Annotated in this window: 22 protein-coding genes; 8 read left to right on the top strand and 14 right to left on the bottom strand. The window is 67.9% G+C overall.

The window, feature by feature from the left end:
• Window positions 1-158: 158 nt before the first annotated feature.
• The 4 genes from murU to IB227_RS04620 all read right to left on the bottom strand — a co-directional run bounded on the left by murU (window position 159) and on the right by IB227_RS04620 (window position 3778).
• Window positions 159-872 (bottom strand): N-acetylmuramate alpha-1-phosphate uridylyltransferase MurU, encoded by a 714-nt coding sequence (gene murU, locus IB227_RS04635; RefSeq protein ID WP_192286489.1) that lies wholly within the window; start codon window positions 870-872, stop codon window positions 159-161.
• On the bottom strand, window positions 869-1879 hold the full coding sequence (locus IB227_RS04630; RefSeq protein WP_192286488.1) for a phosphotransferase: 1011 nt from the start codon (window positions 1877-1879) through the stop codon (window positions 869-871). Before IB227_RS04630 ends, murU begins: the two co-directional genes overlap by 4 nt.
• Window positions 1880-1940: 61 nt before the next feature.
• Entirely contained in the window at window positions 1941-2213 is a 273-nt protein-coding gene (locus IB227_RS04625; RefSeq protein ID WP_192286487.1) for a GlsB/YeaQ/YmgE family stress response membrane protein, read from the bottom strand.
• 71 nt (window positions 2214-2284) lie between these two features.
• Entirely contained in the window at window positions 2285-3778 is a 1494-nt protein-coding gene (locus tag IB227_RS04620; protein ID WP_192286486.1) for a M20 family metallopeptidase, read from the bottom strand.
• A 136-nt stretch (window positions 3779-3914) separates the two neighbouring features.
• Between IB227_RS04620 and IB227_RS04615 the strand changes: the two genes are divergently transcribed.
• On the top strand, window positions 3915-4322 hold the full coding sequence (locus IB227_RS04615; RefSeq protein WP_192287272.1) for a ComEA family DNA-binding protein: 408 nt from the start codon (window positions 3915-3917) through the stop codon (window positions 4320-4322).
• A 621-nt stretch (window positions 4323-4943) separates the two neighbouring features.
• Here IB227_RS04615 and IB227_RS04610 read toward each other — a convergent pair.
• Entirely contained in the window at window positions 4944-6350 is a 1407-nt protein-coding gene (locus IB227_RS04610; RefSeq protein ID WP_192286485.1) for a GntP family permease, read from the bottom strand.
• A 161-nt stretch (window positions 6351-6511) separates the two neighbouring features.
• Here IB227_RS04610 and IB227_RS04605 point away from each other — a divergent pair, with 161 nt between their 5' ends.
• Together IB227_RS04605 and IB227_RS04600 are read left to right on the top strand one after the other, a co-directional pair.
• Window positions 6512-8752, top strand: a complete 2241-nt coding sequence (locus IB227_RS04605) for a TonB-dependent receptor (RefSeq protein WP_192286484.1) — start codon at window positions 6512-6514, stop codon at window positions 8750-8752.
• 456 nt (window positions 8753-9208) lie between these two features.
• On the top strand, window positions 9209-12544 hold the full coding sequence (locus tag IB227_RS04600; RefSeq protein ID WP_192286483.1) for a PAS-domain containing protein: 3336 nt from the start codon (window positions 9209-9211) through the stop codon (window positions 12542-12544).
• Between the two features lie 72 nt (window positions 12545-12616).
• On the opposite strand, the gene IB227_RS04595 is transcribed toward IB227_RS04600, so the two are convergent.
• A complete protein-coding gene (locus IB227_RS04595; RefSeq protein ID WP_192286482.1) occupies window positions 12617-12940 on the bottom strand; it encodes a metalloregulator ArsR/SmtB family transcription factor in 324 nt (107 codons plus the stop codon).
• A gap of 78 nt (window positions 12941-13018) precedes the next feature.
• On the opposite strand from IB227_RS04595, the gene IB227_RS04590 reads away from it, so the two are divergent.
• The 3 genes from IB227_RS04590 to IB227_RS04580 are packed head-to-tail and all read left to right on the top strand — an operon-like array spanning window position 13019 to window position 14741.
• A complete protein-coding gene (locus IB227_RS04590) occupies window positions 13019-13909 on the top strand; it encodes an MBL fold metallo-hydrolase (RefSeq protein WP_192286481.1) in 891 nt (296 codons plus the stop codon).
• Window positions 13906-14319: a YeeE/YedE family protein gene (locus IB227_RS04585; RefSeq protein WP_192286480.1), complete on the top strand. Its 414-nt coding sequence runs from the start codon at window positions 13906-13908 to the stop codon at window positions 14317-14319. Before IB227_RS04590 ends, IB227_RS04585 begins: the two co-directional genes overlap by 4 nt.
• Window positions 14316-14741, top strand: a complete 426-nt coding sequence (locus tag IB227_RS04580; protein WP_192286479.1) for a YeeE/YedE family protein — start codon at window positions 14316-14318, stop codon at window positions 14739-14741. Before IB227_RS04585 ends, IB227_RS04580 begins: the two co-directional genes overlap by 4 nt.
• A 108-nt stretch (window positions 14742-14849) precedes the next feature.
• Here IB227_RS04580 and IB227_RS04575 read toward each other — a convergent pair whose 3' ends face one another.
• Both IB227_RS04575 and IB227_RS04570 read right to left on the bottom strand, forming a co-directional pair.
• On the bottom strand, window positions 14850-15512 hold the full coding sequence (locus IB227_RS04575) for a response regulator transcription factor (RefSeq protein ID WP_192286478.1): 663 nt from the start codon (window positions 15510-15512) through the stop codon (window positions 14850-14852).
• A 123-nt stretch (window positions 15513-15635) separates the two neighbouring features.
• Window positions 15636-16433 carry a 3-hydroxybutyrate dehydrogenase gene (locus IB227_RS04570; protein ID WP_132864727.1) on the bottom strand — a complete coding sequence of 266 codons (798 nt, stop codon included), beginning with the start codon at window positions 16431-16433 and terminating at the stop codon, window positions 15636-15638.
• A 115-nt stretch (window positions 16434-16548) separates the two neighbouring features.
• On the opposite strand from IB227_RS04570, the gene IB227_RS04565 reads away from it, so the two are divergent.
• Window positions 16549-18381 carry a D-(-)-3-hydroxybutyrate oligomer hydrolase gene (locus tag IB227_RS04565; protein WP_225591586.1) on the top strand — a complete coding sequence of 611 codons (1833 nt, stop codon included), beginning with the start codon at window positions 16549-16551 and terminating at the stop codon, window positions 18379-18381.
• Window positions 18382-18562: 181 nt separating this feature from the next.
• Window positions 18563-19159, top strand: a complete 597-nt coding sequence (locus IB227_RS04560) for a HutD family protein (protein ID WP_192286476.1) — start codon at window positions 18563-18565, stop codon at window positions 19157-19159.
• Between the two features lie 62 nt (window positions 19160-19221).
• On the opposite strand, the gene IB227_RS04555 is transcribed toward IB227_RS04560, so the two are convergent.
• From IB227_RS04555 to IB227_RS04530, 6 genes are all read right to left on the bottom strand, one after another.
• Entirely contained in the window at window positions 19222-20832 is a 1611-nt protein-coding gene (locus IB227_RS04555) for a sulfite reductase flavoprotein subunit alpha (RefSeq protein WP_192286475.1), read from the bottom strand.
• Window positions 20829-21803, bottom strand: a complete 975-nt coding sequence (locus tag IB227_RS04550) for an FAD:protein FMN transferase (protein WP_192286474.1) — start codon at window positions 21801-21803, stop codon at window positions 20829-20831. Before IB227_RS04550 ends, IB227_RS04555 begins: the two co-directional genes overlap by 4 nt.
• A 171-nt stretch (window positions 21804-21974) precedes the next feature.
• On the bottom strand, window positions 21975-22781 hold the full coding sequence (locus IB227_RS04545) for a DUF4198 domain-containing protein (protein WP_192286473.1): 807 nt from the start codon (window positions 22779-22781) through the stop codon (window positions 21975-21977).
• A 28-nt stretch (window positions 22782-22809) separates the two neighbouring features.
• On the bottom strand, window positions 22810-23331 hold the full coding sequence (locus IB227_RS04540; RefSeq protein ID WP_132864721.1) for a DUF2271 domain-containing protein: 522 nt from the start codon (window positions 23329-23331) through the stop codon (window positions 22810-22812).
• Between the two features lie 25 nt (window positions 23332-23356).
• Window positions 23357-24001 (bottom strand): PepSY-associated TM helix domain-containing protein, encoded by a 645-nt coding sequence (locus IB227_RS04535; protein ID WP_243694003.1) that lies wholly within the window; start codon window positions 23999-24001, stop codon window positions 23357-23359.
• A gap of 80 nt (window positions 24002-24081) precedes the next feature.
• Complete coding sequence (locus tag IB227_RS04530; protein WP_192286472.1) at window positions 24082-25155, bottom strand: acyltransferase; 1074 nt, start codon at window positions 25153-25155, stop codon at window positions 24082-24084.
• Window positions 25156-25248: the final 93 nt, after the last annotated feature.

Raw genomic sequence — 25248 nt, 5'->3', positions numbered from 1 at the left:
GCGCGCCCCCCTCCCCAGCCATCCCCTTCGCTGCGCGAAAGGGATGAGGTGATTTCGCGCGGTCGAACAGATGGCAGCGAAACCCGCTCTTGCCCTGCCTTTCGCGCAGCGAAGGGGAGGGGTAAGCGCTCTGCCACGCCACTGCCGCAACGCCAGTCTCAGCTGCCAGTGCCGCGCAGCCGCGCATCCAGTTGCTGCAGCCGCTGCGGCGTACCCACATCGGTCCAGGCACCGGCATGGTGCTGGCCGCTGACCGCTTCCAGCGCCATCGCCGCACGCAGCAACGGCGCCAGCTTGAAACGTGGCGGCATCGCGTCGCTGCCTTGGACATCACCAATCACGGTTTGCCAGTCCTGCAGCAGTGACGGCCGGTACAGGCCGATCCCGGCGAAGGTCAGCCGTGGGGCATCACCGTCATCGCGCAGTTGGCCGTCCTGGCCAAGGATGAAATCGCCGCGCGGATGATGCTCGGGGTTGTCGACCATCACCAGGTGCGCCAGGCCGTCCAGCGTGGACGGCAGGCGCGCGAAATCGAAATCGCTCCAGATATCGCCATTGACCGCGATGAACGGCGCATCGCCGAGCAGGGGCAGTGCGTTGCACATGCCGCCGCCGGTCTCCAGTGGCGTTGGGCCTTCGTAACTGAAATGCAGGCGCAGACCCCAGCGGCTGCCATCGCCCAGCTGCTGCGGGAACTGCTCGGCCAGCCAGCTGGTGTTGATCACCACCTCGTCGATCCCCAATGCGGCCAAGCGCTGCAGGTGCCATTCGATCAATGGTGTGTCGGCGACCGGCAGCAGCGGCTTGGGCGTGTGGTCGGTCAGCGGGCGCATGCGTTCGCCCAGGCCGGCGGCGAAGATCAGCGCCTTCATGCCTCGCCCTTGGCAGCCAGGGCAGGCTTGATGCGGCGCTCGAACAGGTCGTGCAGCGGCGCCAGCTCCGGATGGCGTGGCAGCACTTCGTCCAGGTAGCGGAGGAAGCGCGGTGCGTCGGCGTAGTAGTGCGGCTTGTGGTCGCGGTCGCGCAGGCGCACGAACAGGCCCAGGATCTTGAGGTGGCGCTGCACGCCCATCCAGTCGGCATCGCGCAGGAACAACGGCCACGGCCGCACCGGCAGGCCGGCTTCCTGCGCGCGGGCGTGGTAGCGCGCCAGCCAGCCATCCACGCGTGCCAGCGGCCAGCTCAGGAACGCGTCCTTGAACAGGCTGACCGGGTCGTAGGCGATCGGCCCGCGCACCAGGTCCTGGAAATCCAGCACTGCCAGCGTGTCGCCGACCGGCATCAGGTTGCGCGGCATGAAGTCACGGTGGGTGAGCACCTGCGGCTGGTTGAGCGCGTTGTCCATCAGGCGGCGCTGGACCTGCTGAAGCCGGTCGACCTCACCACAGTCCAGTTGCAGGCCAAGGTGCTTGCGCAGGAACCATTCGTCGAACAGGCCGGCATCGCGTTGCAACAGCGCTTCGCCGAACACGCCGAGCCCCTCCGGGACCGGGATCGACTGCAGCCGGATCAACTGCTCGAAGGCCGCCTCGAACCAGGCATCGGCGTTGTCTTCGTTGATGTGGCGGGCGAGGGTAGGCACGCCGAGGTCTTCCAGCAGCAGGAAGCCGTTGTCGACGTCGCGGGCAAGCACCTGCGGCACCCGCACGCCATGCGGGGCGAGCAGGTCATGCATGCGCAGCCAGGGCGTGACGTCTTCCAGCCCAGGCGGCGAATCCATCACGATGTGGCTGCCGCGTGCGCCGGTGGCACGCCAGTAGCTGCGGAAGCCGGCGTCGACCGAGGCGCGCTCCAGCGCGGCATCGGCATCGCCCAGGGCGGTACGTGCCCAGTGCAGGCGCTGCTGCGCGCGCAGCGGGTCGGTAGCGGGATCGGTCATGGACGGGTACGTCAAAACGGCGCCATGCGACGCCGGGAATCAGGGAATGCGGCGGGAAGGCTCAGCGCTTGCTGCCGCTGATCAGCCGCAGCAGGGCGAGGATGGCGACTGCACCGATGATGGCGCCGAGGAAGCCGGCCGGCTGTCCCGCCGAGTACCAGCCCATCTCGCGGCCGAACCAGCCGGCGAACACGGCACCAGCAATGCCGAGCACGATGGTCAACAGGCAGCCCATGCGGTTGTTGCCGGGCATGAAGAACCGCCCCAGCAGGCCGACGAAGAAGCCGATCAGGATGATGTACAGCCAGCTGTCACTGCCAAACAGTCCGCTCATGTGCGTGCCTGCCAGAAGGAAAGACGCAGCCTAGCAAGGCCGGGCTGCGTCCGTCATCAAGCCGGCCGGGCTCAGCAGCAGCCGTGGCCGCCGTGGCGGGTGCCGCTGTCGGCATGCACCTTGGAGCCGCTGGTCTCGCCGCGCAGGCTGGCCGCGTGGTGGTCGAACAGCACCTTGGACACGCACGAGGTCACGCGCTTGCCCATCGGGATGTGCAGGAACTCGTTCGGGCCGTGCGCGTTGGAGTGCGGGCCGAGCACGCCGGTGATCATGAACTGCGCGCCCGGGAACTTCTCGCCCAGCATGCCCATGAACGGGATCGAGCCGCCTTCGCCCATGTACATGGCCGGCTTGCCGAAGAAGGCCTGGCTGGCGTCGTCGATGGACTTCTCCAGCCACGGCGCCATCGCCGGCGCATTCCAGCCGGTGGAGGCCTTTTCCAGGTCCAGGCTGACGTGCGCGCCGTTCGGCGGGTCACGCAGCAGCGCTTCCTTGAGCAGCTCGCCGCAGGCCTTGCCGTTGGCGGTCGGCGGCAGGCGCAGCGACAGCTTCACCGCCGTTTCCGGGCGCAGCACGTTGCCGGCCGATTCCAGCGGCGGCATGCCACCAATGCCGGTCACCGACAGTGCCGGGCGCCAGGTGCGGTTGAGCACCAGCTCGGTCAGGTCGTCGTTCATCGGCTTGAGGCCATCGACCAGCGGGAACTTGTCGAAGATGGCGGTATCGACCACCTCGGCGGCGCGCTTGGCCTGCTCCAGGCGTTCGGCGGGGATCTCAGTGTGCAGGCCGTCGAGCAGGATGCGGCCGGTCTTTTCGTCCTCGATGCGCGACAGCAGCTGGCGCAGCAGGCGGAAGCTGGACGGCACCACGCCGGAGGCATCGCCGGAGTGCACGCCCTCGTTGAGCACCTTCACGGTGAAGTTGCCGCCGGTCAGGCCGCGCAGCGAGGTGGTGCACCACAGCTGGTCGTAGTTGGCGCAGCCCGAATCCAGGCAGACCACCAGCGACGGCTGGCCGATGCGGTCGGCCAGGTGGTCGACGTAGGCCGGCAGGTCGTAGGAGCCGGATTCTTCGCAGGCTTCGATCAGGATCACGCAGCGGGCGTGGGGCAGGCCCTGCTCCTGCAGGGCGAGCACGGCGGCCAGCGAGCCGAAGATGGCGTAGCCGTCATCGGCGCCACCGCGGCCGTACAGCTTGTCGCCGCGCAGCACCGGCTTCCACGGGCCGAGGTCGTCGTCCCAACCGGTCATTTCCGGCTGCTTGTCCAGGTGGCCGTAGAGCAGCACGGTGTCGTCGCCAGTCTCCGGGCCGGTGGCCGGGATCTCCAGGAAAATCAGCGGGGTACGGCCTTCCAGGCGCACCACTTCAACCTGCAGGCCGGGGATCTTCTGCGCCTTGGCCCAGTTCTCCATCAGGCCCACGGCCTGGTCCATGTAGCCGTTGGCGACCCAGTTGGCGTCGAACATCGGCGACTTGTTGGGGATACGGATGTAATCGACCAATTGCGGGACGATGTCATTGTCCCACTTGTCGCTGAGAAATTGGCCGATCTTGGCGCTGTCCATCTGGATCTCCGGTAGCAATGTCAGGTGCAACCATTCTACGCCCGCTGCCCTTGAATGGGCTTTGTAGGGGTTTTCCTACAAGGCGTCGGGATGTTCGCCGGCTGTGTAAACGAGGCGTGACGGATAGCCTATGTTCATGTGGTGCGGAACACTTGTTCCACCGGCGGGAATGCCGGGGAGCGGTCCCAAACCACAAGGAGTAGTGATGAAGCTTTTCACCGTGATGCTGAAGTCACTGGTTCTGGCGTTGGTGTTGACCCTATCGGCGAAAGCCACGGACAAGGTCGATATCAACACCGCCTCCGCGGCGGAGCTGGATCAGGTGATGGTGAATGTCGGCCCCTCAAAGGCGCAGGCAATCATCGATCATCGACAGGCAAACGGCCCCTTCAAGAGTGTCGAGGAACTGGCGCTGGTGAAGGGAATCGGGCTGAAGACGGTCGAACGGAATCGAGACCTGATCGAGGCGAGGGCTGGAGCTGCCCCCGCCGACAGCAGGAGGCCGGCAGGAACACCGGCAGTCAAACCGATCGAAAGGCGCTGACAAGGACGTGACTTATTCGTGTTCCGCCAGGAGGGCGGACCACCAGGAACCCAAAAGGGCCAGGACGCTGGGGATAGGCAGGACGCCAACAGGGAAGTGAGATCGCCCGGTGTTGCACAGTGACGTGCAGCCGGGCGTTCTTTTTTGGGCTTGGTTAGAGCAGAGGGCGCCTCGTGGGGCGCCTTTCTCGTGTCTGGAATATTGAATGCTGGAATGCTGGAATGCTGGAATGCTGCAGGAAAGGCGTGGCTTGTCGCCAATCCGGGCATCCCTTCGCAGTCCTTCGGAGCAAACCTCCGGCCCTGTGACATGGCCATTGGCGTTCATCCGGCCGCATGCCAATGGTGTGCAAACGGTCCTCTACCTGCCTTCTGCGGCGCGAACAGTGGCGAGCAATTGGCTTCCGCCGTTGCCTTTGCTGTTCTGCTCCTTTCCTGCCGTGCAGCGAAGGGGAGGTAGAGGGGGCGCTTGTTGAGCGCTGGCGGTGATGGCTGACGCCGCGAGCCGCAAGAGGTACAGGGCCAGAGCGGGCAATGACACGGCCCTGCGATCACATGGCAGCCTTTCGGAATTCCGAATTCCGAATTCCGAATTCCGAGCTCGGAGTTCCCTGATCCGGTATCAAACCAGCCCGGTCATGTAATACACCGCGATGATCGCGAATACCGCCAGGGTCTTGATCAGGGTGATGGCGAAGATGTCCTTGTAGGACTGGCGGTGGGTCAGGCCGGTGACGGCCAGCACGGTGATCACCGCGCCGTTGTGCGGCAGCGTGTCCATGCCGCCGGAGGCCATGGCCGCTACCCGGTGCAGGACTTCCATCGGGATGCCCGCGGCGTGCGCATTGGCGATGAAGCTGTCGGCCATCGCGGCCAGCGCGATGCTCATGCCGCCCGAGGCCGAGCCGGTGATGCCGGCCATGGCGGTGACCGACACCGCTTCGTTGACCAGCGGGTTGGGGATTGCGCCAAGGGCGTTGGAGACCACCAGGAAGCCGGGCAGGGCGGCGATGACCGCGCCGAAGCCGTACTCCGAGGCGGTGTTCATCGAGGCCAGCATGGCGCCGCCGATGGCCGACTTGGTGCCTTCGGCGAAGGCCGTGACCACGGGCTTCCAGGCGAAGGCGATGACGCTGAGGATGCCGAGCAGCAGCGCCCCCTGTACCGCCCAGATGGCGGCCATCTTGGAGACCTCCTGCACCACCGGGGCCGGATTACCGATGACCGCCGGCAGGAAGGACTGGGTTTCACCGTAGAAACCGGGGATCCAACGGGTGAACAGGAAGTTGGAGACGCCGACCAGGATCAGCGGCAGGATCGCCAGCAGCGGGTGGGCCAGCTTGTCGCCACGGAACGCTTCCGGCTCGTTGCGCAGCTCCTCGCCGGTGCCGGCATAGCCTTCGCCTTTGGCGATGGCGGTACGACGGCGCCATTCCAGGTAGCTCATGCCCAGCAGCATGATCACCACGGTGCCGATCACGCCCAGCCATGGGGCGGCCCAGCTGTTGGTGCCGAAGAAGGCCGACGGGATGATGTTCTGGATCTGCGGCGTGCCCGGCAGGGCATCCATGGTGAAGCTGAAGGCCCCCAGCGCGATGGTGCCGGGGATCAGCCGCTTGGGGATGTTGCTTTGGCGGAACAGCTCGGCCGCGAACGGGTAGACCGCGAACACCACCACGAACAGCGACACGCCGCCGTAGGTCAGCACGGCGCAGACCAGCACGATCGACAGCATCGCGCGTTGGGCGCCGACCAGCTTGATGGTGGCGCTGACGATGGACTTGGAGAACCCGGAGATCTCGATCAGCTTGCCGAACACCGCGCCGAGCACGAATACCGGGAAGTACAGCTTGAGGAAGCCGACCATCTTGTCCATGAACAGGCCGGTGAACATCGGCTGGACCAGGGTCGGGTCGGTCAGCAGCACCGCGCCCAGCGCGGCCACCGGGGCGAACAGGATGACGCTGTAGCCGCGGTAGGCCACGAACATCAGGAAGCACAGGGCCGCCAATACGATCAGAAACGACATCCACGGCTCCCCGGCCAATACGTTGCCGGCGAGTATCGGGACGCGCGGGCGGCCGGCCCACTGTACGAAGGGACGATACGCGGCCGGCTAACGCGTCGTTAACGTGCGCAGCATGGCGGCATCCCATTGCCGCTGCGTCATACCCGGGAGGAGGGAGACCAATGAAGCGCAAGTATCTGAGCATGGCCATCGGCGGCATTCTGCTGGCGCCGGCCGCATTCGTGCAGGCCCAGGAGCAGCAGGCCACGGCGGCGGGCACCCAGGCCACGCAGCTGGACGAAGTGACCGTGACGGCACGCCGTCGCAGCGAGTCCATCCAGGACGTACCGGTGGCGGTGAGCGCCTTCGGCGAGGAGCAGATCAAGGACCTGCAGGCCTCGACCGTGGAGGGTCTGCAGGGCGCGGTGCCAAACATGAACATCGCCCAGGGCCGTGGCTCGGCTAACAGCGTCAACGTGTTCATCCGTGGCATCGGCCAGCCTGATGCCCTGCAGACCTTCGACCCGGGCGTGGGCATGTACGTCGATGACGTGTACTACTCGCGCATCAACGGCGCGCTGTTCTCGCTGTTCGACATCCAGCAGCTGGAAGTGCTGCGCGGCCCGCAGGGCACGCTGTACGGCAAGAACTCCACCGGCGGCGCGATCAAGCTGACCACCAAGAACCCGTTCGACAACGAGGGCGGCGCGGTGGAAGTGACCGCCGGTGACTACGGTCGCCTGGAAGGCCGCTTCTACGTGTCCGGCCAGCTGAGCGATACGGTGGCCGGCAGCATCGCCGGTGCCAAGATCACCAACGACGGCTACGTGAAGGACGCCGACACCGGCAAGCGCTACAACGACGACGACACCGAAGCGCTGCGCCTGAAGTTGGCCTTCAAGCCGACCGACAACTTCAGCGCGGTGCTGTCGCTGGATACCACCAAGCAGGACGCGGCGCTGACCCTGGGCCGGCCGATGGCCAACCTGGTCCAGACCAGCCTGGCGCCGGGCGGCGCGATCGTGCTCAAGCCGGGTGAAACCGGTGAATGGAACCGTCGCGCGCGGACCTCGTTCGACGATGGCCAGGGCCAGTACCTGAAGCACTCCGGTGCGTCGCTGGCGATGGATTGGGACATCAACGAGCAATGGACGCTGAAGAGCATCAGCTCCTACCGCAAGCTCAAGACCGAGTCGTACATCGACATCGATGCGTCCGAGTATGAGCTGGGCGACGTGCTGGTGGCGCTGGACCAGAACCAGAAGAGCCAGGAATTCCAGCTTCATTACGACAATGGTTCCAACCTGCATGCCACCTTCGGCGCGTACTACATGAAGGAGAACGTGCCGTCGTACCAGGAGGCGTATGCCGATGACCTGTTCTCGTTCCTGGGCGCCAAGGTGCCGTTCCTGCGCACGATCGACGACGACCTGACCACCACCTCGACGGCCGCCTTCGCCCACGTGAACTGGGAGTTCGTGCCGAGCTGGACCGTGGCCGCCGGCGTGCGCTGGACCAAGGACAAGAAGGACTACGAGCGTTCCACCAGCACGTTCTGGGGTGCGCCGTTCGCCGGCCTGAATGGCACCGTGGCCTTCGATGCAAAGGCATCGTGGACCGCCGTGACCCCGTCGATCAGCCTGCAGAAGGCCTTCAGCGACAACCTGATGGGCTATGTGTCGGCCAACCGCGGCTTCAAGTCGGGCGGCTTCAATGGTCGCGCCAACACCGTGTATGACACCGAGCATGCCAAGTTCGATCCGGAATACGTGTGGACCTACGAGCTGGGCCTGAAGGGCAGCTCGGCCGACCACCGCTTCCGTGGCAGCGCGGCGGCGTTCTACAGCAACTACAGCGACTTCCAGGCCCGTGTGTCGCAGGACGTGGGCACCTTCCCGGTGTTGAACGCCGCCAAGCTGAACATCAAGGGCATCGAGCTGGAAGGCAGCGCGCTGCTGGGTGAGTCCACCACGCTGAGCGCGCAGGTGGGCTGGATGGACGCCAAGTACGACAAGTTCGAGGACTTCCGCCTGGATCCGTCCTACCCGGGCTTCGACCCGAACGTCAGCCACGCGCACGTGCCGTTCTCGCCGGACTGGACTGCGCGCGTCGCCCTGCAGCATGTGTTCTCGCTGGGCGACAACGGCAGCCTGACGCTGGGCGGTGATGTGTCCTACCGTAGCGAGACCTGGCTGTCAGTGGACAACCGTGCCGTGTTGAGCCAGGACGCGTACACGCTGCTCGGCGCCTACGGCGTGTGGGATTCGCCGCAGATGAGCTGGCAGGTGCGTTCGGGCGTGCGCAACCTGACCGACAAGCAGTACATGACCGAAGGCCAGGAGTTTGCCAGCGTGGGCAACATCCAGACCGCGTACTACGGTCTGCCGCGCAACTGGTATGTGTCGGTGCGTTACAACTTCTGATGCAGCGCCAGGGCCGGTGACGGCACCGGGACGCGAATCGAAGCAGAAGCGATGGCCCTTCCCGCAGTAGCGGGAAGGGCCTTGTTCGTTCTTGGGTACGTGTGCCAGAGCGGCCCTCACCCCAACCCCTCTCCCGCCTGCGGGAGAGGGGCTTTGAAGCCACAGCCGAAGCAAACCTGAGCCCCTCCCTCCCGCCTGCGGGAGAGGGGCTTCAAAGCCACAGCCCAAGCAAACCCGAGCCCCTCTTTCCCGCGTGCGGGAGAGGGGATTTAAAGCCACAGCCCAAGCAAACCTGAGCCCATCTCCCGCGTGCGGGAGAGGGGCTTTAAAGCCACAACCCAAGCAAACCTGAGCCCCTCTCCCGCGTGCGGGAGAGGGGTTGGGGTGAGGGATGGCCCTTCTGCGGTGCGGGCTTACTCCGTATCCTGCGCCGATGCATTCGGGGAAGCGGCGTACATGTTGAGTCTGGTGACGGTGGCGCTGGCGGGCCTGGCCTGGTTGGCGCTGATGTTCGGCGCGGCGTTGTATGGCGAGCGCCGACCGACCGCATTCGCGCGGCATTGGCGGCATGTCTACGCGTTGTCGTTGGCCGTGCATTGCACTTCGTGGACCTTCTACGGCACGGTGACGCAAGCCGCGCGCTATGGCTGGCCGCTGCCGCCGACCTTCGTCGGGGCCATCCTGTTCTACGCCCTGGCGATGGGCGTGATGGTGCGCCTGGTGCGGCTTGCGCGCGAGACCAATGCCACCTCGCTGGCCGACCTGATCGCCGCGCGGCTCGGGCGCGATGCCTGGCTGGCGGCGACGGTGACGCTGGTGGCCGCGCTTGGCCTGATTCCCTACATCGCGCTGCAGTTGAAGGCGGTGGCGATGAGCTTCGGCATGATCACCTCGCGTGCGGTCGATGCCGGGCAGGGCGGTTCGCCCTGGCAGGACAGCGCCCTGTACGTGGCGCTGGCGATGGCCCTGTTCGCGATGCTGTTTGGCGCGCGGCGCGCGGATGTGTCCGAGCACAACCGCGGGCTGGTGCTGGCGATGGCGGTGGAGTCGGTGTTCAAGCTGTGCGCGATGCTGGTGCTGGGCCTGTTCGTGTGGTTCGGGCTGAAGGGCCTGCCGTCGATGCCAGCCCCGGCCGCCGATGCCCCCGGGGGCGGGTTCGTGCCGCTGATGCTGCTGGGCGGGCTGGCGATGTTCCTGTTGCCGCACCAGTTCCATGTCAGCGTGGTTGAGTGCCGCGACCCGGCCGATGTACGCACCGCGCGCTGGCTGTTCCCGCTCTACCTGCTGTTGATCGCGCTGCCGATCCTGCCATTGGCACGCGCGGGCACCGCGCTGCTGGGCAACAGCGTACCGTCGGACATGTACACGCTGGCGCTGCCGTTCTCGGCCGGGCACGAAGGGATCGCGCTGTTTGCCTTCCTCGGCGGCCTGAGCGCGGCCACCGGCATGGTGGTGGTGAGCACGCTGACGCTGAGCCTGATGATCGGCAACCATTGGTTCGCGCCGGGCCTGCTGCGCGGTGCGTGGCGGCGTGCCGGTGGACGCGACCATCGCCGCGAGCTGGTCTGGCTGCGCCGGGCGGGCATCTGCCTGATCATGCTGCTGGCATGGGCGTACAGCCGTCTGATCGGCGGCGGCAACGTGCTGGCCGACATCGGCGGGATCTCGTTTTCGGCGCTGGCCACCTTGGTGCCGGTGCTGGGCTTTGCGATCTGGCGACCGCAGACGCCCCCGCGTGCGGCCATCGCCGGCGTGCTGGCCGGCTTCCTCACCTGGGCGTGGGTGCTGCTGTTGCCGTCCCTGCTGGAAAGCAGCGGCCGTGCACCGGGCTGGCTGGTGGACGGCCCGTTCGGCTGGCAGTGGCTGGCGCCGCAGGGCCTGTTCGGCCTGACCGGATGGACACCGCTGGGGCGGGCAGTGGGGGCCAGCCTGTTCGTGGGCACCGCGGTCACGTTGCTGGCGATGGTATGGCGGCGTGATACGCCCGACCGCGCCAGCCGCAGCCTGGATGCCGACGCACTGCGCGATGCGGGGCGCCGCTTCCTGCCGCTGGAACAGGTCCAGCGGCTGCTTGCCGATGCGCCGCGCAGCGGCCCGGTGCCGACCCTGGTCGAAGCGCGGGTCGAACGGGAATTGTCCGCCGTGCTCGGCGCGGCATCGGCGCGCCTGCTGCTGGATGCCGCGCGCCGGGAGAGCAGCGAGCTGGCGGCGGTGGCCGCCATCGTCAGCGAGGCCTCGCAGGACCTGCGCTTCAGCCAGCAGGTGCTGCAGGCGGCATTGCAGAACATGAGCCAGGGCATCAGCGTGATCGACCGCGACCAGCGCCTGGTGGCCTGGAACCGGCCCTATGCGCGGATGTTCGGCTTCCCGGAGGAACTGCTGCAGGTGGGGCGTCCGATCATGGACCTGACCCGCTGGGCATTGCAGGCCATGCCGCAGCGCGGGCGCGACGAGCGCGCGGTGGACCGCCGCCTGGCCTTCATGCGTGCCGGCACGCCGCACCTGACCGAGCGCGTGTTTCCCGATGGCAGCATCGTCGAGATCCGCGGCAACCCGATGCCGGGGGGGGGCTTCGTGGCCACGTTCACCGATGTCACCGCCTTCCGGCGCAGCGAACGCGAGCTCAAGCGCAGCAACGAAACGCTGGAGCAGCGCGTCGGCGAGCGTACCGCGCTGCTGGAATCGGCCAAGCGCGAGGCCGAGCGTGCCAACGATGCCAAGAGCCGCTTCCTCGCCGCGGTGGGCCATGACCTGCTGCAACCGCTGCACGCGGCGCATCTGTTCACTGACCGCCTGGCACAGCAGGTGGACGACGGGGAGCAGCAGCAGGCCGTGGTGCAGATCCAGGGGGCGCTGGATTCGACCACGGACCTGCTGACCGGCTTGTTCGACATGTCGCGGCTGGAGGCCGGCGGACTGGTGCCGCAGCCGCGCGACATGCCGCTGGCCGAGGTGCTCGACCCGCTGGCCTCGGAGTTCCGCGCGCTGGCCACGGCACGTGGCCTGGCCTTCCATTACCTGCCTACCCGCACGTGGGTGAACAGCGACCCGCAGCTGTTGCGGCGGGTACTGCAGAACTTCCTGGCCAATGCGGTGCGCTACACCGCGCGCGGCGGCGTGCTGCTGGGCGTACGGCGGGAAGCGGACAGGATCCGCATCGAGGTGCATGACACCGGGCCCGGCATCGCCCGCAGCGAGCAACGCCGGATCTTCGAGGAGTTCCGGCGCGGTGAGGAAACCAGCGGCCAGGGACTGGGGTTGGGGCTGGCGATCGCCGACCGCATCGCCGGCCTGCTGCATGCACCACTGGGGCTGCGCAGTGACAGGGGGCGCGGCACGGTTTTCTCGGTGTCGGTCCTGGTGGCATCGGCGCCGCCGGTTGCACTCCACGAGCGTGCCGCGCCCGCAGGGGAGGCCACGCCGGTGCTGGTGGTGGACAACGATCCGGCGGCATTGGCGGCGTTGGCGGGACTGCTGCGCGGTTGGGGCTACGCGGTGGCCGAGGGATCCGGTGAAGCCGATGCGGTCGCGGCGATGGAACGGCAGGCCGTGGCGCTGTGGTTGTTCGATTACAACCTGGATGACGGCGATACCGGCACGGCGCTGCAGGCGCGCCTGGCCGAGCGCTACGGCGCCCGGCCGACGTTGATCCTCAGCGCGGACGACAGCCTGGCCACGCGGCGTGACGTGCTGGAGCAGGGGCTGACCCTGCTGCAGAAGCCGGCGCGGCCGTTGGCGTTGAAGTCGATCCTGGACCGCCTGCTGGCGGCGCGGACGGTGACGCAGCGATAGCGAGGCGGCGCAGGCCGGGATGAAACCCCGGCCCAACGCGATCGGCAATGCGGCGGGAGCCCGTCCCGCGGACTACCGGCGCTTTCCCTTGCCGCAATACGCTTCATACAGCGCATGCATCACGCCCAGTGCGGGGCTGTCGGCCAGCGCGTAGTAGATGGTCTGCGCCTCGCGGCGGGTGCTGACCAGGCCTGCGTCGCGCATCAGTGCCAGGTGCTGGGACAGCGCCGACATCGACAACGCCACCTGCGCCTGCAGTTCGCTCACCGACGCCTCGCCGTCCACCAGGTGGCACAGCACGCGCAGGCGTGCCGGGTGGGCGAGTGACTTGAGCAGGGCGGCGGCTTGCTCGGCGTGGGACTGCATGTCCGCAGCATCGATGTCGGGCGTGTTCATCGGGCCAGCTTTCGGGGGGTTGCGCTTCAGGTGAGAGGAGTTTAATTTAGAAAAGTCTAAATTACAAAGGTGCAGGCCATGAGCGATGCAATCCGGCTTCATCCGCAGGTGGAACCGTTCTTCGACAAGGACACCGGCACGTTCACGTACGTGGTGTACGAAGGCGAGGGCGGTGCCGCGGCGATCATCGACCCGGTACTGGACTACGAGCCGGCCGGCGCACGGATCAGCACGGCATCGGCCGATGCGCTGTTGGCGTTCGTGCGCGGCAAGGCGCTGCAGGTGACGTGGATCCTGGAGACGCACGCGCATGCCGATCACCTCAGCGCGGCCGGATACCTGGCCGACATCCTGCAGGCGCAGGTGGCGATCGGGCGCGGCATCGTGCAGGTGCAGGAGCGGTTCAAGGTATTGTTCGGGCTGGGCGAGGAATTCATCGCCGATGGGCGCCAGTTCGACAGGCTGCTCGTCGATGGGGACCAGTTCGCGATCGGCGCCCTGCCGGTGCGTGTGATCGCCACGCCCGGGCATACCGATGACGGGTTGACGTACGTGATCGGCGATGCGGCCTTCATTGGTGACACCCTGTTTGCGGCCGACAGCGGCACGGCGCGCACCGACTTCCCGGGCGGTGACGCGCATCGCCTGTTCGCTTCGATCCAGAAGATCCTGGCGTTGCCGGCGGATACGCGGATCTTCCTGTGCCATGACTACCCCGGCACGCGCCGTGAGGCCGAACCGCTGACCAGCATCGCCGCGCAGCGTGCCGGCAATGCGCACTTGAAGGACGGTGTCGACGAATCGGCCTTCGTGCAACTGCGCCAACAGCGTGATGCGACCTTGCCGGTGCCGCGACTCATCCTGCCCGCGTTGCAGGTCAACATCCGCGGTGGTCGCCTGCCCGAACCCGATGCCAACGGCGTGCGCTACTTCCGCCTGCCGCTGGACCAGATGGGTGATGCGCGATGAACACGTGGATGAGCGCGCTGCTGGGCGGCGTGCTGATCGGCATGGCGGCGACCCTGCTGCTGTGGTTGACCGGCCGCATCGCCGGCATCAGCGGCATGCTCGGCGGTGTGCTGCTGCCGAAGCGGGGCGAAATCGCGTGGCGGCTGGCCTTCCTGATCGGACTGGTCGGCGCCGGTGCGGCCTGGTTGTGGTCGGTGCCCGGTGCCTATGTGCCGCGGCAGGGGTTTTCGCCGCTGTTGCTGGTGGTGGCCGGCGTGCTGGTGGGCATCGGTACGCGGATGGGCAATGGCTGTACCAGCGGGCACGGCGTATGCGGCTTGGGGCGGCTGTCATTGCGGTCGCTGGCAGCGGTGCTGACTTTCATGCTGATCGCGGTGATTACCACCTTCATCGTGAGGCACGTGGCATGAACACGCATGCACGCATCACCCTGGCGGCGCTGCTTTCCGGCGCGCTGTTCGGGTTGGGCTTGGCGGTGTCGGGCATGACCGATCCACAGCGCATCCTCGGCTTCCTGGACGTGTCCGGTGACTTCGACCCGGCCCTGTTGTTCGTGCTCGGCGGTGCGGTGCTCACCACGCTGGTGTTGTTCCGCTTCGTGCTGCGCCGGCCGGCACCGGTGTTGGCGGAGCGGTTCCAGATCCCGGCACTCAAGCAGATCGACCGGCCGTTGCTGCTCGGCGCGGCGTTGTTCGGTATCGGCTGGGGCTTGGCCGGTTACTGCCCGGGGCCAGCGCTGGTGGGGCTGGGCGTGCTGTCGCCGGAAGCGTTGTGGTTCGTGCCGGCGATGCTGCTGGGCATGTACCTGCATCGTTGGCTGCGCGGGCGGTAGGAGCGGCCTCGGCCGCGAAGCCGGTCCCGTTTCAGCGCCAGGCCACATCGCGCAATTGCAGTCACGCGATTCCTGCTTCGCGGCCGAGGCCGCTCCTGCACGCGTGGGTCAGAGCACCTGGCGGGCGGGGTCGCTGAGTTCAAGCTCGCGCAGCACGACACTGGCCTGGGTGCGGTTGCGCACGCCCAGCCGTTCGAAGATGGCGGACAGATGTGCCTTTACCGTGCGTTCCTGCACGTCCAGGCGGTCGGCGATCTGCTTGTTGAGCAGTCCTTCGGCAACCAGCACCAGCACCCGGAACTGCTGCGGCGAGAGGCTGGCCAGGCGCGCGGCCAGTTCGCTGTCATGGCTGGAGGACTGCGCGCGTGCCACCGAGGCACGCAGTGAGGCCGGCAACCACTGCTCGCAGGCCATCACGCTGCGGATGGCGTCGTGCAGCTCATTCAAACCCGAGCTTTTGGGCAGGTAGCCGGCGGCACCGTGATCGAGTGCGCGCCGGACCACGCGCGGGTCATCGTTGGCCGAGACCACGATCACCGCCACGCCCGGGTGCTGCGCGCGGATCGCTGCCAGCCCGGCCAGGCCGTGGTTGCCCGGCATGTGCAGGTCGAGCAGGATCAGGTCGGTTTCCGGGGCGTCATCCAATGCGGCCAGCACGCCTTCCAGTGACTCGGCCTCGCGCACCTGCATGCCGTTGACCGCGTCGCTGGCAGCCTGACGCAGCGCGGCGCGGAACAGGGGGTGGTCGTCGGCGATCAGCAGGCTGGGCATTCTTGGGCGGGGGCGTGTGGACGACGGAAGCGGTGAGTAAAGGCCGAAGCGGCGACAAACGCAACCGCATCAACGCGCAGCATGCGCGGATGCGGTTGGCCGGTGTCGTCGGCGTGCGTGCACTTACTGCGACGTCCAGCCGCCATCCATCGGCATCGCCGCGCCGGTGACGTTGTGTGCCTCGCGGCGGCACAGCCACACCACCATCGCGCCGATGTCCTCCGGCAGCGACATGCGCAGGCTGGGCTGCTTCTCCTCAAGCAGGGCACGCACGCCATCGTCGCGGCTGCCGCCGTTGCGGTGGGCCTGGATCTGCGGCTCGATCAGCGGGGTTTCGACCCAGCCCGGGCAGATGCAGTTGACGGTGACGCCGCCGCTGTCGCGGCTGCCGGCGGCGGCGTATTCCAGCCCGGCCACCTTGCTCAGGCCAACGATGCCGAACTTGCTGGCCACGTAGGGCGCCTTGTTCTTCGAGGCCACCAGCCCGTGCACCGAGGCGATGTTGATCACCCGGCCGAAGCCACGCTCGGCCATGCCCGGCAGAGTGTGCTGCATGGTGTGGAAGGCGGCGCTGAGGTTGATGGCAATGATGTCGTCCCATTTCTGTGACGGCTGCTCGGCCAGCGGCGCGGCATGCTGGATGCCGGCGCAGTTGACCAGCACGTCGACCTGGCCCCAGGCCTGCACGGCTTCAAGCAGGGTCGTGATCTCGTCGGGTTTGCGCAGGTCCGCGCCGAAGTGACGGGCCTCGCTGCCGGCATCGGCCACGCTCTTGAGCGCGGCGTCGATCTGCTCGGGCGTACCCAGGCCGTTGATGGCCACGCGCGCGCCGGCCGCCGAAAGCGCCTGTGCGATGGCCAGGCCGATGCCGGAGGTACTGCCGGTCACCAGCGCGGTGCGGCCTTGCAGGAAGCGGTCCATGGGGGACTCCGTAGAACAGTGGGGAAAGTACGGAAAACGTAGCAGCCGGGGTGCTAAAAGCGTGTGGTACGAAAGTACGATGAGCCGGCCCGTGGGCCTCTGCTAGTGTGCGCCCATGAGCCAATCCCTACTGCGCGCCGCCTGCGGCCTATTCGTCGGACTGAGCCTGGCCTCCTGCGCCAGCGGCCCCGCCTCCAAGTCCGTGGAGCCTTCCATGTTCAGCAACGAACTCCGCAGCGAACACCGCGGCAGTGATGACCTGCTCACCGCCGGCCTCGGCCTGGCCGGATTGCGCAGCCTGGCACCGCCGGCCTTTGCCGACGCCACCGCGCCGACCGTCGATGAGCTGCGTCGCCGCGCCCTGTGGGGCAGCTGGCGTGGCATCGCCGACCTCGCCCCGGGCGGTGGTTACGGCGAGCTGTTCGGCAGCCTGGCGCCGGCGCCGGGCCGCGAGTACTCCGCCTTTGCCCGTCTGCCGGGTGCCAGGAAGCCGCACCGGGTGCTGGCGCAGGTGCCGGACAACTTCGACCTGGCCAAGCGCTGCGTATTGGTGGCCCCGGCCTCGGGCTCGCGTGGCATCTACGGCGCAGTGTCGGTGGCAGCGGCCTGGGGCCTGCCCAAGGGCTGTGCGGTGGTCTACACCGACAAGGGCGCCGGCAGCGACTACTACGACCTGGACGCACAGCAGGGCGTGCGCGCCAATGGCAGCGTCGGTGCACTGGGCGAGGTCGCCGACCTGGCGTTCGCGCCGGATGCGCCGGTCAACGCATCGGGCGTGGCCTTCAAGCACGCCCATTCCAAGGACAACCCGGAGGCCGATTGGGGCCGGCACGTGAAGCAGGCGGCCGAGTTCGCGTTGCTGGCATTGGGCCAGGCCTATCCGCAGGCGGCGCCGTTCACCTTCGACAACACCCGCATCATCGCGGTGGGCATCTCCAACGGCGGCGGCGCGGTGCTGCGCGCGGCCGAGATGGACGGTGACTGGCTGGATGCGGTGGTGGCCGGTGAGCCGAGCATCTATTCCGATGGCCCTGGCGCGCGTGCGCTGTACGACTACACCACCGAAGCCGCGCTGCTGATGCCGTGCGCGCAGCTGCACATGAGCAACCTGCCGCAACCGCCGCTGACCGCCGCATTGCAGGCGGGCGCTGCGGTGCGCTGCGCCACGCTGGCCCGCGAGGGCGTGATCAGTGGGGCGACGCCGGCCGCGCAGGCGCAGTCGGCCTACGCGTTGATGCTGAGCAAGGGCTGGACCGATGCCGCATTGCGCGCGGGTGCGTTGTCCACCGGCTTCGATCTGTGGCGTGCGATCGCCGCGACCTACGCTTCGGCCTATGGCCGTTATGGCGTGGGTGAGCATCCGTGCGGTTTCAATTTCGCCGCGCAGAACCCGGACTTCTCTCCGCGCGTGGCCAGCGCCGCCGAGCGTGCGGCATGGATTTCCGATGGCAGCGGTATTCCGCCGGGCGCCGGCGTCGGCCTGCTCGACAGCAAGGTGCAGTTGCCGGACCTGACCTACGCCGGGCTGAAATGCCTGCGCGGCTTGTGGGACGGGCAGGGCGAGGATGCCAAGCGCGTGCAGGCCGGCGTCCAGGCCACTCGCGCCGGGCTGCCGCGCAAGGGGCTGCCGGTGATGGTGGTGCATGGCACCGACGATGGGCTGATCCCGCCGGCCTTCAGCAGCAAGCCCTACGCCACTGCCGCCAAGGCGGCGGGGCGTGAGGTGAGCTACTGGCAGGTGCAGCACGTGCAGCACTTCGACGGGTTCCTGGGCCTGCCGGATTACGGCGCGCGCTACCTGCCGCTGTTGCCGTATGTGTACGCCGCACTGGACCGCGTGGAAGCGCGCCTGGACAACGGCACCGCGTTGCCGGCCGATGCGGTGATCGCGACCACGCCGCGTGCCGGCCAGCCGTTGACCGCCGAACACCTGGCCGTGCCGCGCTGACCCCACGGCTGGAGCGGCTTTGGCCGCGAGGCCGGTTGAGGTTGCTGGGCGCATGAAGCCTGTCATCTGATTTCTCGGATGGCAGGCTTCTGCGTTCATGCGGGCATTGTCGGTTTCGCGACTGAAGTCGCTCCTGCCGTCCTGGCGCCCTGCCGTGCGCGGGCGATGGCATCATGCGCGCATGGACCTTCTGAATCTTTCTTCCCGTGTCATTCCCGCCGCCCAGTACCAGCGCGAGCGCTGGCGCAACGGGCTGGGCTGGACCCGCGAGATCCTGCGCCTGCCCGAGCAGGGCGATTGGCAGCTGCGCTTGTCCATCGCCGAGATCGAGCAGGACGCCGCGTTTTCCGCATTCCCGGGCATCGAGCGCGAGCTGGTGCTGCTGCAGGGCGAAGGCCTGCGCCTGCGCTTTGCCGATGGCCGCTGCGAAACCCTGTTGCCGCCCTACCAGCGGCTGCGTTTCGCGGGTGAGGACGTGATCACGGGCGAGCTGGTCGATGGCGTCACCCAGGACTTCAACCTGATGTGGCGGCGGGATGAGGTGAATGCCGAGCTGCTGCATCGCCCGCTGGTCGGCAACATGCTGTTCTTCACCGAGCCACAGGCGGCCTGGGCGATCCACCTGCTGACCGGACAGGCCCGCTTCGAAGGCGATGTGCTGCCGGCATTGTCCGCAGGCGATACCGCCTGGTTGGGTGCCGGGGCACGCGAGCGCTTCACGCTGCACGGTGGCGGCGAGCTGCTGGCGATCCGGGTGACTCCGGCAGTGACGCGGTAGAGCGGAGCCCGGCTCCGCTGCGGTGCTGGCGGCAAAGCCTCGGCGCTACCCGTTGGGAGTACTCAGTACACGTCGCGCCGGTAGCGACCGGCGATGCGCAGGGCTTCGTGGGCCTCGCTGCCAAGGGCATCGAGGATCACCGCGTCCACCGCCGGGGCCATGCCCTGCAGGCTGCCGCAGACCAGCACGGTAGCGCCGTGGTCGATCCACTCGCGCAACCGCGGCGCGTGCGCGGCCAGCGCATCCTGCACGTAGTGGAAGGCGCCGCCATCACGGCTGAAGACCGCGTCGAGGTGTTCGATCCAGCCTTCGCGCTGCCACTGCTGCAGCTCGTCGCCGAAGTGGAAGTCATGGGCGGCATGGCGCTCGCCGAACAGCAGCCAGTTGCGGCGCGCGCCGATGTCGATGCGCGCACGCAGGTGCGCGCGCAGGCCGGCGATGCCGGTGCCGTTGCCGATCAGGATCAGCGGGACGTCCGCGGCCGGCGGATGGAAGTTGGCGTTGCTGCGCAGGCGCAGGTCGATGCGGTCACCGGGTTGGGTGTAGTCACATAGCCATCCACTGGCAAGGCCGGGTTGGCCATCCGGGCGCAGCTGGCGGCGCAGCATCAGTTGCAGGCTGCCTTCGCCGGGCATCGAGGCGATGGAGTACTCGCGATGAGGCAGCGGTCTGAGCTGGGCGGCGAGGGCGGCGATGTCGATGTCGGCGGCATGCTCCGGCAACTGCGAGGCAGCGAGCAGTTCGCCCAGCAGGCGACCGTCCGGCAAGCGGGTGCCGGGGTCGAATCCATGCGCCTGCATCCAGGCCTGCACCGCCGCGGCGGATTGGCGCGGCCCGATCTCGGCGATGTCGCCTGCCTGCCAGGATGGCAGCGCACCTTCGGCCGGTTGCAGTGCCAGGTGGAACACCGGGCCGCCGACGCTGCCGGGGTTGAGCAGCCGGCGCGATTGCAGCCGCCAGGGCTGGTACTCGGGCGCGCTCCAGTCCGGCACGTTGCTGGCGGTGCCGCCCAGTTGGCCGAGCAGCTGTTGCCAATGGCGCAAGGCATCGGGATCGGCGTTGTCGACCTCGACGAGGTCGAACAACGGTTGCGCGCCATGTGCGCGCAGCCATGCATCGAGTTGGTGGCCGAAGGCGCAATAGTGGTCGTAGCTGCGGTCGCCCAGGGCGAGCACCGCGTACTGCAGCCCCGGCAACGCGCTTGCCTGCGGCATCACCCGGCGCAGGAAGGCCAGTGCATGGTCCGGCGGGTCGCCTTCGCCGGTGGTGCTGGCGATGAACAACGCCTGGTGGCTGCTGCCCAGCAGGGCGGCGTCGACCTGGTCCAGTGCGCGCAGGCGGGTGGCATGGCCGGCGGCACGCAGGCTCTGGGCGCTGCGTTCGGCCAGTTGTCGGGCAAAGCCGGTCTGGCTGGCCCAGACAATCAGCAGCGGCGGTTGCCCGGTGTCGCTGGCCGGCTCCTTGCGCGGGCGCACGCGCCGCCACAGGACGAAACAGGCAACCGCATAGACCGCGCCCACGCCCGCCGCGCTCCACCATTGCCAGGGCAGCGGCGAGGCCAGCCACCAATCCTCGCCCAGGTGCAGGCGCAGCAGCAGCACGGCGACGGCCACCAGCACCGCGATCACGGCCAGGTTGCCGAACAGCGCACGATTGAAGCGGGGGGTGCTCATGTGGCGTCTGCGTCCAGGTACTGCTGGAAGGCGGGGGTCATGGCTTCCTGCAGGCCACTGCCATCGCGCGAGACGAAGCGCGCGGCCAGCCCCTGCGCCCGGGCAAAGGCCAAGCCCTGTTCGGTGCCCAGCACGGTCAATGCGGTGGCCCAGGCATCGGCGTGCATGGCCTGGCGATCGATCACCGTCACCGCGGCCGCGGCGCGGGTGACCGGAGCCTGCGTGCGCGGATCCAGCGTGTGGCTGTAGGACACGCCATCGTGGTCATAGTGGTGCCAGCGATCGCCGGAGGTGGCGATGGCCAGATCGTCCAGTGCCAGCACCCGCGGTGGGTACTCGGCACCGGCATCCTCCTCGGGCGCGGACTCGACCAGCACGCGCCAGGGCTGGCCGTCGGGCTTGCGACCGTAGCCGTGCAGTTCGCCGCCGACTTCGACCAGCGCCGCCTCGACGCCGTTGCGACGCAGCCAATGGCTGACCAGGTCCACCCCATAGCCCTTGGCGATGGCGGACAGATCCAACTGCAGGCCGCCGGGTTGCAGCGCAGCGCGTGCCGGTTGATTCAACTGAAGCTTCTGCCAGCCGCAGCGGCGGGCGACCGCTGTCCTTTCTGCAGCGTCGGGTACGCGCTGCGCGCGCGCCTGTGCACCGAAGCCCCACAACGCGACCAAGGGGCCGATGCTGGGATCGAATGCACCGTCGCTGCGCCGGGCGATGTCGTGCGCGGCGCTGAGCACGGTCCAGAAGTCCTCGGGGAGCGGCTGCCAGTGGCCGGCAGCGGCACGGTTGTAGCGACTGATGTCCGAGTCTGGTTCCCAGGTGCTCATCTGCGCGACCACGCGATCGAGTTCCCCCTGGATGCCCGCGTGCAGCGCATGCAGGTCACGGCTGCGTGGCGCGACCAGCTTAACGCTCCAGGTGGTGCCCATGGTGTGGCCGCCAAGGGCGGCGATGTCGGCGTTGGGGGACATCAGTGTCGGGAATCGGGGAGCCTTTTGTCCTTCTCCCGTGTGCGGGGGAAGGTGCCCCGAAGGGGCGGATGGGGGAGCGCTCTTGCTGACGTTGATCGGCGACGGGGCCGCTCCTCGTGCCCTCACCCCAACCCCTCTCCCGCAGGCGGGAGAGGGACTTTGAGCAATTGCTTACTGCGGCAGCACTTCCAGCGTGGCGACATAGGTCAGGCGACGCACGTTGGCCTGGGCGACCGTGGTCTGGTTGTCCTCGGTGCCGGTTTCCAGCCAGTACATGCCGGCTTCCGGCCAGGTCACCGAGAACTCGCCGTTGGCGTCGGTGGTGACCTTGATCTCTTCCTGCGCGTTGCGGTAACGGGTGCCGCCGCGGGTGATCTCCACTTCCAGGCCGGCCTGCGGCTTGCCGTCCACCAGCAGGCGGAACCTGGCGGCCTCGCCGGCGAACAGGTCGTTCGGGTGGCCCACGGCCACCATCTCCAGGCCCTTGCCGGTCGGCTTGAGCGCGGTGTCGTTCGGTGCGCCGTTGGTGACGAAGGTCTCGACCCGCCCGGCGGTCTCGGAGACCTTCAGCTCCGGTGCGTTCTTCGGCACTTCGGTGGCGAACTTCTCGGCGTTGCCGCGCCAGCGCTTGGGCTTGCCATCTTCCTGCCAGGTGGCCGAGAGGCCGGCGTTGACGTTGGCCAGACGGTAGGTGCCCTGCTGGGTGAGTTCGACGTCGAACACGCTGCGGTACTTGCCGGTGGCCACGTTCTGCGGCTGCACGGTGCTGCCGTCCGGTGCGGTGATCACCAGGTTGTCGATGCGCAGCGGCACGTGGTTGAAGTAGAACAGGTCGTTGGAGACGGCCGCGTCCACGGTGATCCACGGGTTGGTGCCGGAGATGACGGTCTGCGACGGCTGCAGCCAGGCCTTGTGGGCCGAGGCAGTGAACGGAACCAGCGCGGCGATGGCGGCGGCAATCAGGAGGGAACGCTTCATTCGGTGGGCTCCAGTGCGGTGGTGCGGATCAGGGCTTGACGGACAGGGTGACGGCGCCGAGTTCGGACGTGCCCTGGGCACTGCCGTTCTGGACGCTGCGCGCCGGCCAGGTGAAGGGGATCTTGAGCAGCTCGCGGCCACCGACCTCGCGGGCGGCTTCCACCACCAGGGTGTACTGGCCGGCGGGCAGGCCGCGCAGCTGCGGCTGGCGGTCGTTGAAGCTGAGCTGGTGCTTGCCGACCGGGCGGGTCGGGCCGGTGACGCCATCGACCGGCACCTGCAGGGTGCGGCCGCTCTTGCGCCACCACTGGCGCAGGTCCGGCAGCCACTTGGTGCCATGGCCCTCGGCGGTGTCGCGCAGCTGGTACCAGACCGACAGGTTGGCGGCGACCTTCTGGTCGGCACCCTCGATCCACACCGCGACATACGGGCGGTGGTATTCGGCGACGTTGAGCTTGGGCACTTCGACGTTGACGTCGAGGCTGGCGGCGTAGGCGGCCGGGGCGGTGGCGATCAGGCCGCTCAGGGCGATGGTCAGGGTGACGCGCATGGTGCGACTCCGGGAGGAATGACGATCAGTGGATAAGGAGCAGGGCGATCAGCAGCGGGATCAGCAGGCCCAGGCCGACCAGCGGCCAGGTCATGCGCCGCTGCCGCGCGTGCAGATGCAGCAGGAACAGGCCGGTGATGCAGAACACCAGGCAGGCCACGGCGAACAGGTCCAGGAACCAGCCCCAACCCGGTCCGGCGTTGCGGCCCTTGTGCAGGTCGTTGAAGTAGGACACCCAGCCACGGCGGGTCTTCTCGAACTCCACCGCGCCGGTCTGGCGGTCGATGCTCAGCCACGCATCGGCACCAGGCCCGGGCATGGACAGGTAGACCTCTTCGGGCGACCACTCGGCCGGGCGTTGGCCGATGGAGACGTCCAGCCGCGCCGACAGCCAGTCCGAGACCCGTGCCGGCAGCGGCGCGTTGCCATCCTCGCGCGTGCCCAGCGCCTTGAGCACCGGCGCCGGCAGCTCCAACTGCAGGTTCTGTACCTGCGGCTTGGCTTCGATCTTCGAGGCGTGGTTGAGGGTGATGCCGGTGATGGAGAACAGCAACATGCCGATCAGGCAGACCGCCGAACTGATCCAGTGCCACTGGTGCAGCGTGCGCAGCCAGAAGCCGCGGCTGGCCTGTTGCTGCACGGTGTTGGTGGAAGCGCGGTCTGCGGACACGGGAACGAAGCGGATGAGAGACCGGGAATTAGATCATTAATGAGAATGATTCGCAATTTGTATCGAATTGTATCGCGGCCTCACCCGCTGGCCGCCGCGGTATCGGGTCGCGGCGTGCGTCGGCCCGGACGCAGGCGTTGCAAGGGTTGCTCGAGCCAGCGCCAGGAGGCCCAGCCGGCGCCGATGCAGGCCAGGACGGTGAGCGCGATGAAGGCCCCGGACTGGCAGGGGCCGTGGTTCCAGCCGCTCGCCTGCCAGAGCCGCCCGGCGGCGGAGATCACGAACACATGGCTCAGGTACAGCGAGTAGGAACTGTCGCCGATCCGCAGCAATGGAAGCGGGACCCGGGGCGATCCGGCACGTTCCCAGCGCACCAGCCCCAGCGTGAGCAGGGCCGCCGGCAGGCCGAAGGCATACAGGCGCATTGCCATGGAAGGGGGCGGGCCGCCGGCTTCGGACAACAGCAGCATCGCGCCGGCCAGGCCCAGCGCGCCGGCAACGGCCACCGGCAAGGCCATGGGCGCGGGCAGGTGCCTCCAGTACAGCCCGACCAGTGCGCCGGCAATGAATTCCAGTGTCAGCGGGCTGCTGGCGACCTGCTGCCATGGCGCACCGGCATCGAGCAGGAAGTGTGCCGCCAGGGTCAGGGCACCCCAGCCAAGCAGCAGGGCCGGCAACCAGGTCTCGCGCGCGAAGGCGATCATCCCGGCCATCACCAGGTAGAAGAACATCTCGTGGATCAGGGTCCAGCCGACGGTCAGCAGGGGCAACTGCGTCTGTGGCCAGAGCAGGTACGAGGCAAGGATGTCCTGGTGCCTGTAGGCGCTGTTGGCGATGCCCGGGGCGAGGAGCATCAAAGCCAGCACCACGCTGGTGTAGAACCAGTAGGGCGGCAGCACGCGCCAGCTGCGTCGCACCAGGAAACGCCCGGCCTGACGCGGCGAGCCATAGCTGCCGGCGGCGATGGTGGTCATCACGAAACCGGACAGCACGAAGAACAGGTCCACGCCACTGTCGGCATGGCGGATGAAGCCCGGCAGCAGCGGCATGCCGGCGGTGTACTTGTCCTCCACGATCTGCAGGTGGAACAGCACCACCAGCAGGGCGGCAATGGCGCGCAACGCCTGGATGGAATGAAAAGGGCGGGTGGCCATCACGACGGGGAAGCTCAGAGTGTGCGGACTCTAGCATCGTGCCCGCGCCGCGTGTTGCAGGTGGACGGCGCCGCCGGCCGCCACGGTTCAGCG

The sequence above is a fragment of the Stenotrophomonas sp. STM01 genome, assembly GCF_014852135.1.
Classification (GTDB): domain Bacteria; phylum Pseudomonadota; class Gammaproteobacteria; order Xanthomonadales; family Xanthomonadaceae; genus Stenotrophomonas; species Stenotrophomonas capsici.
This window is presented reverse-complemented; position numbering and strand designations above follow the sequence as displayed.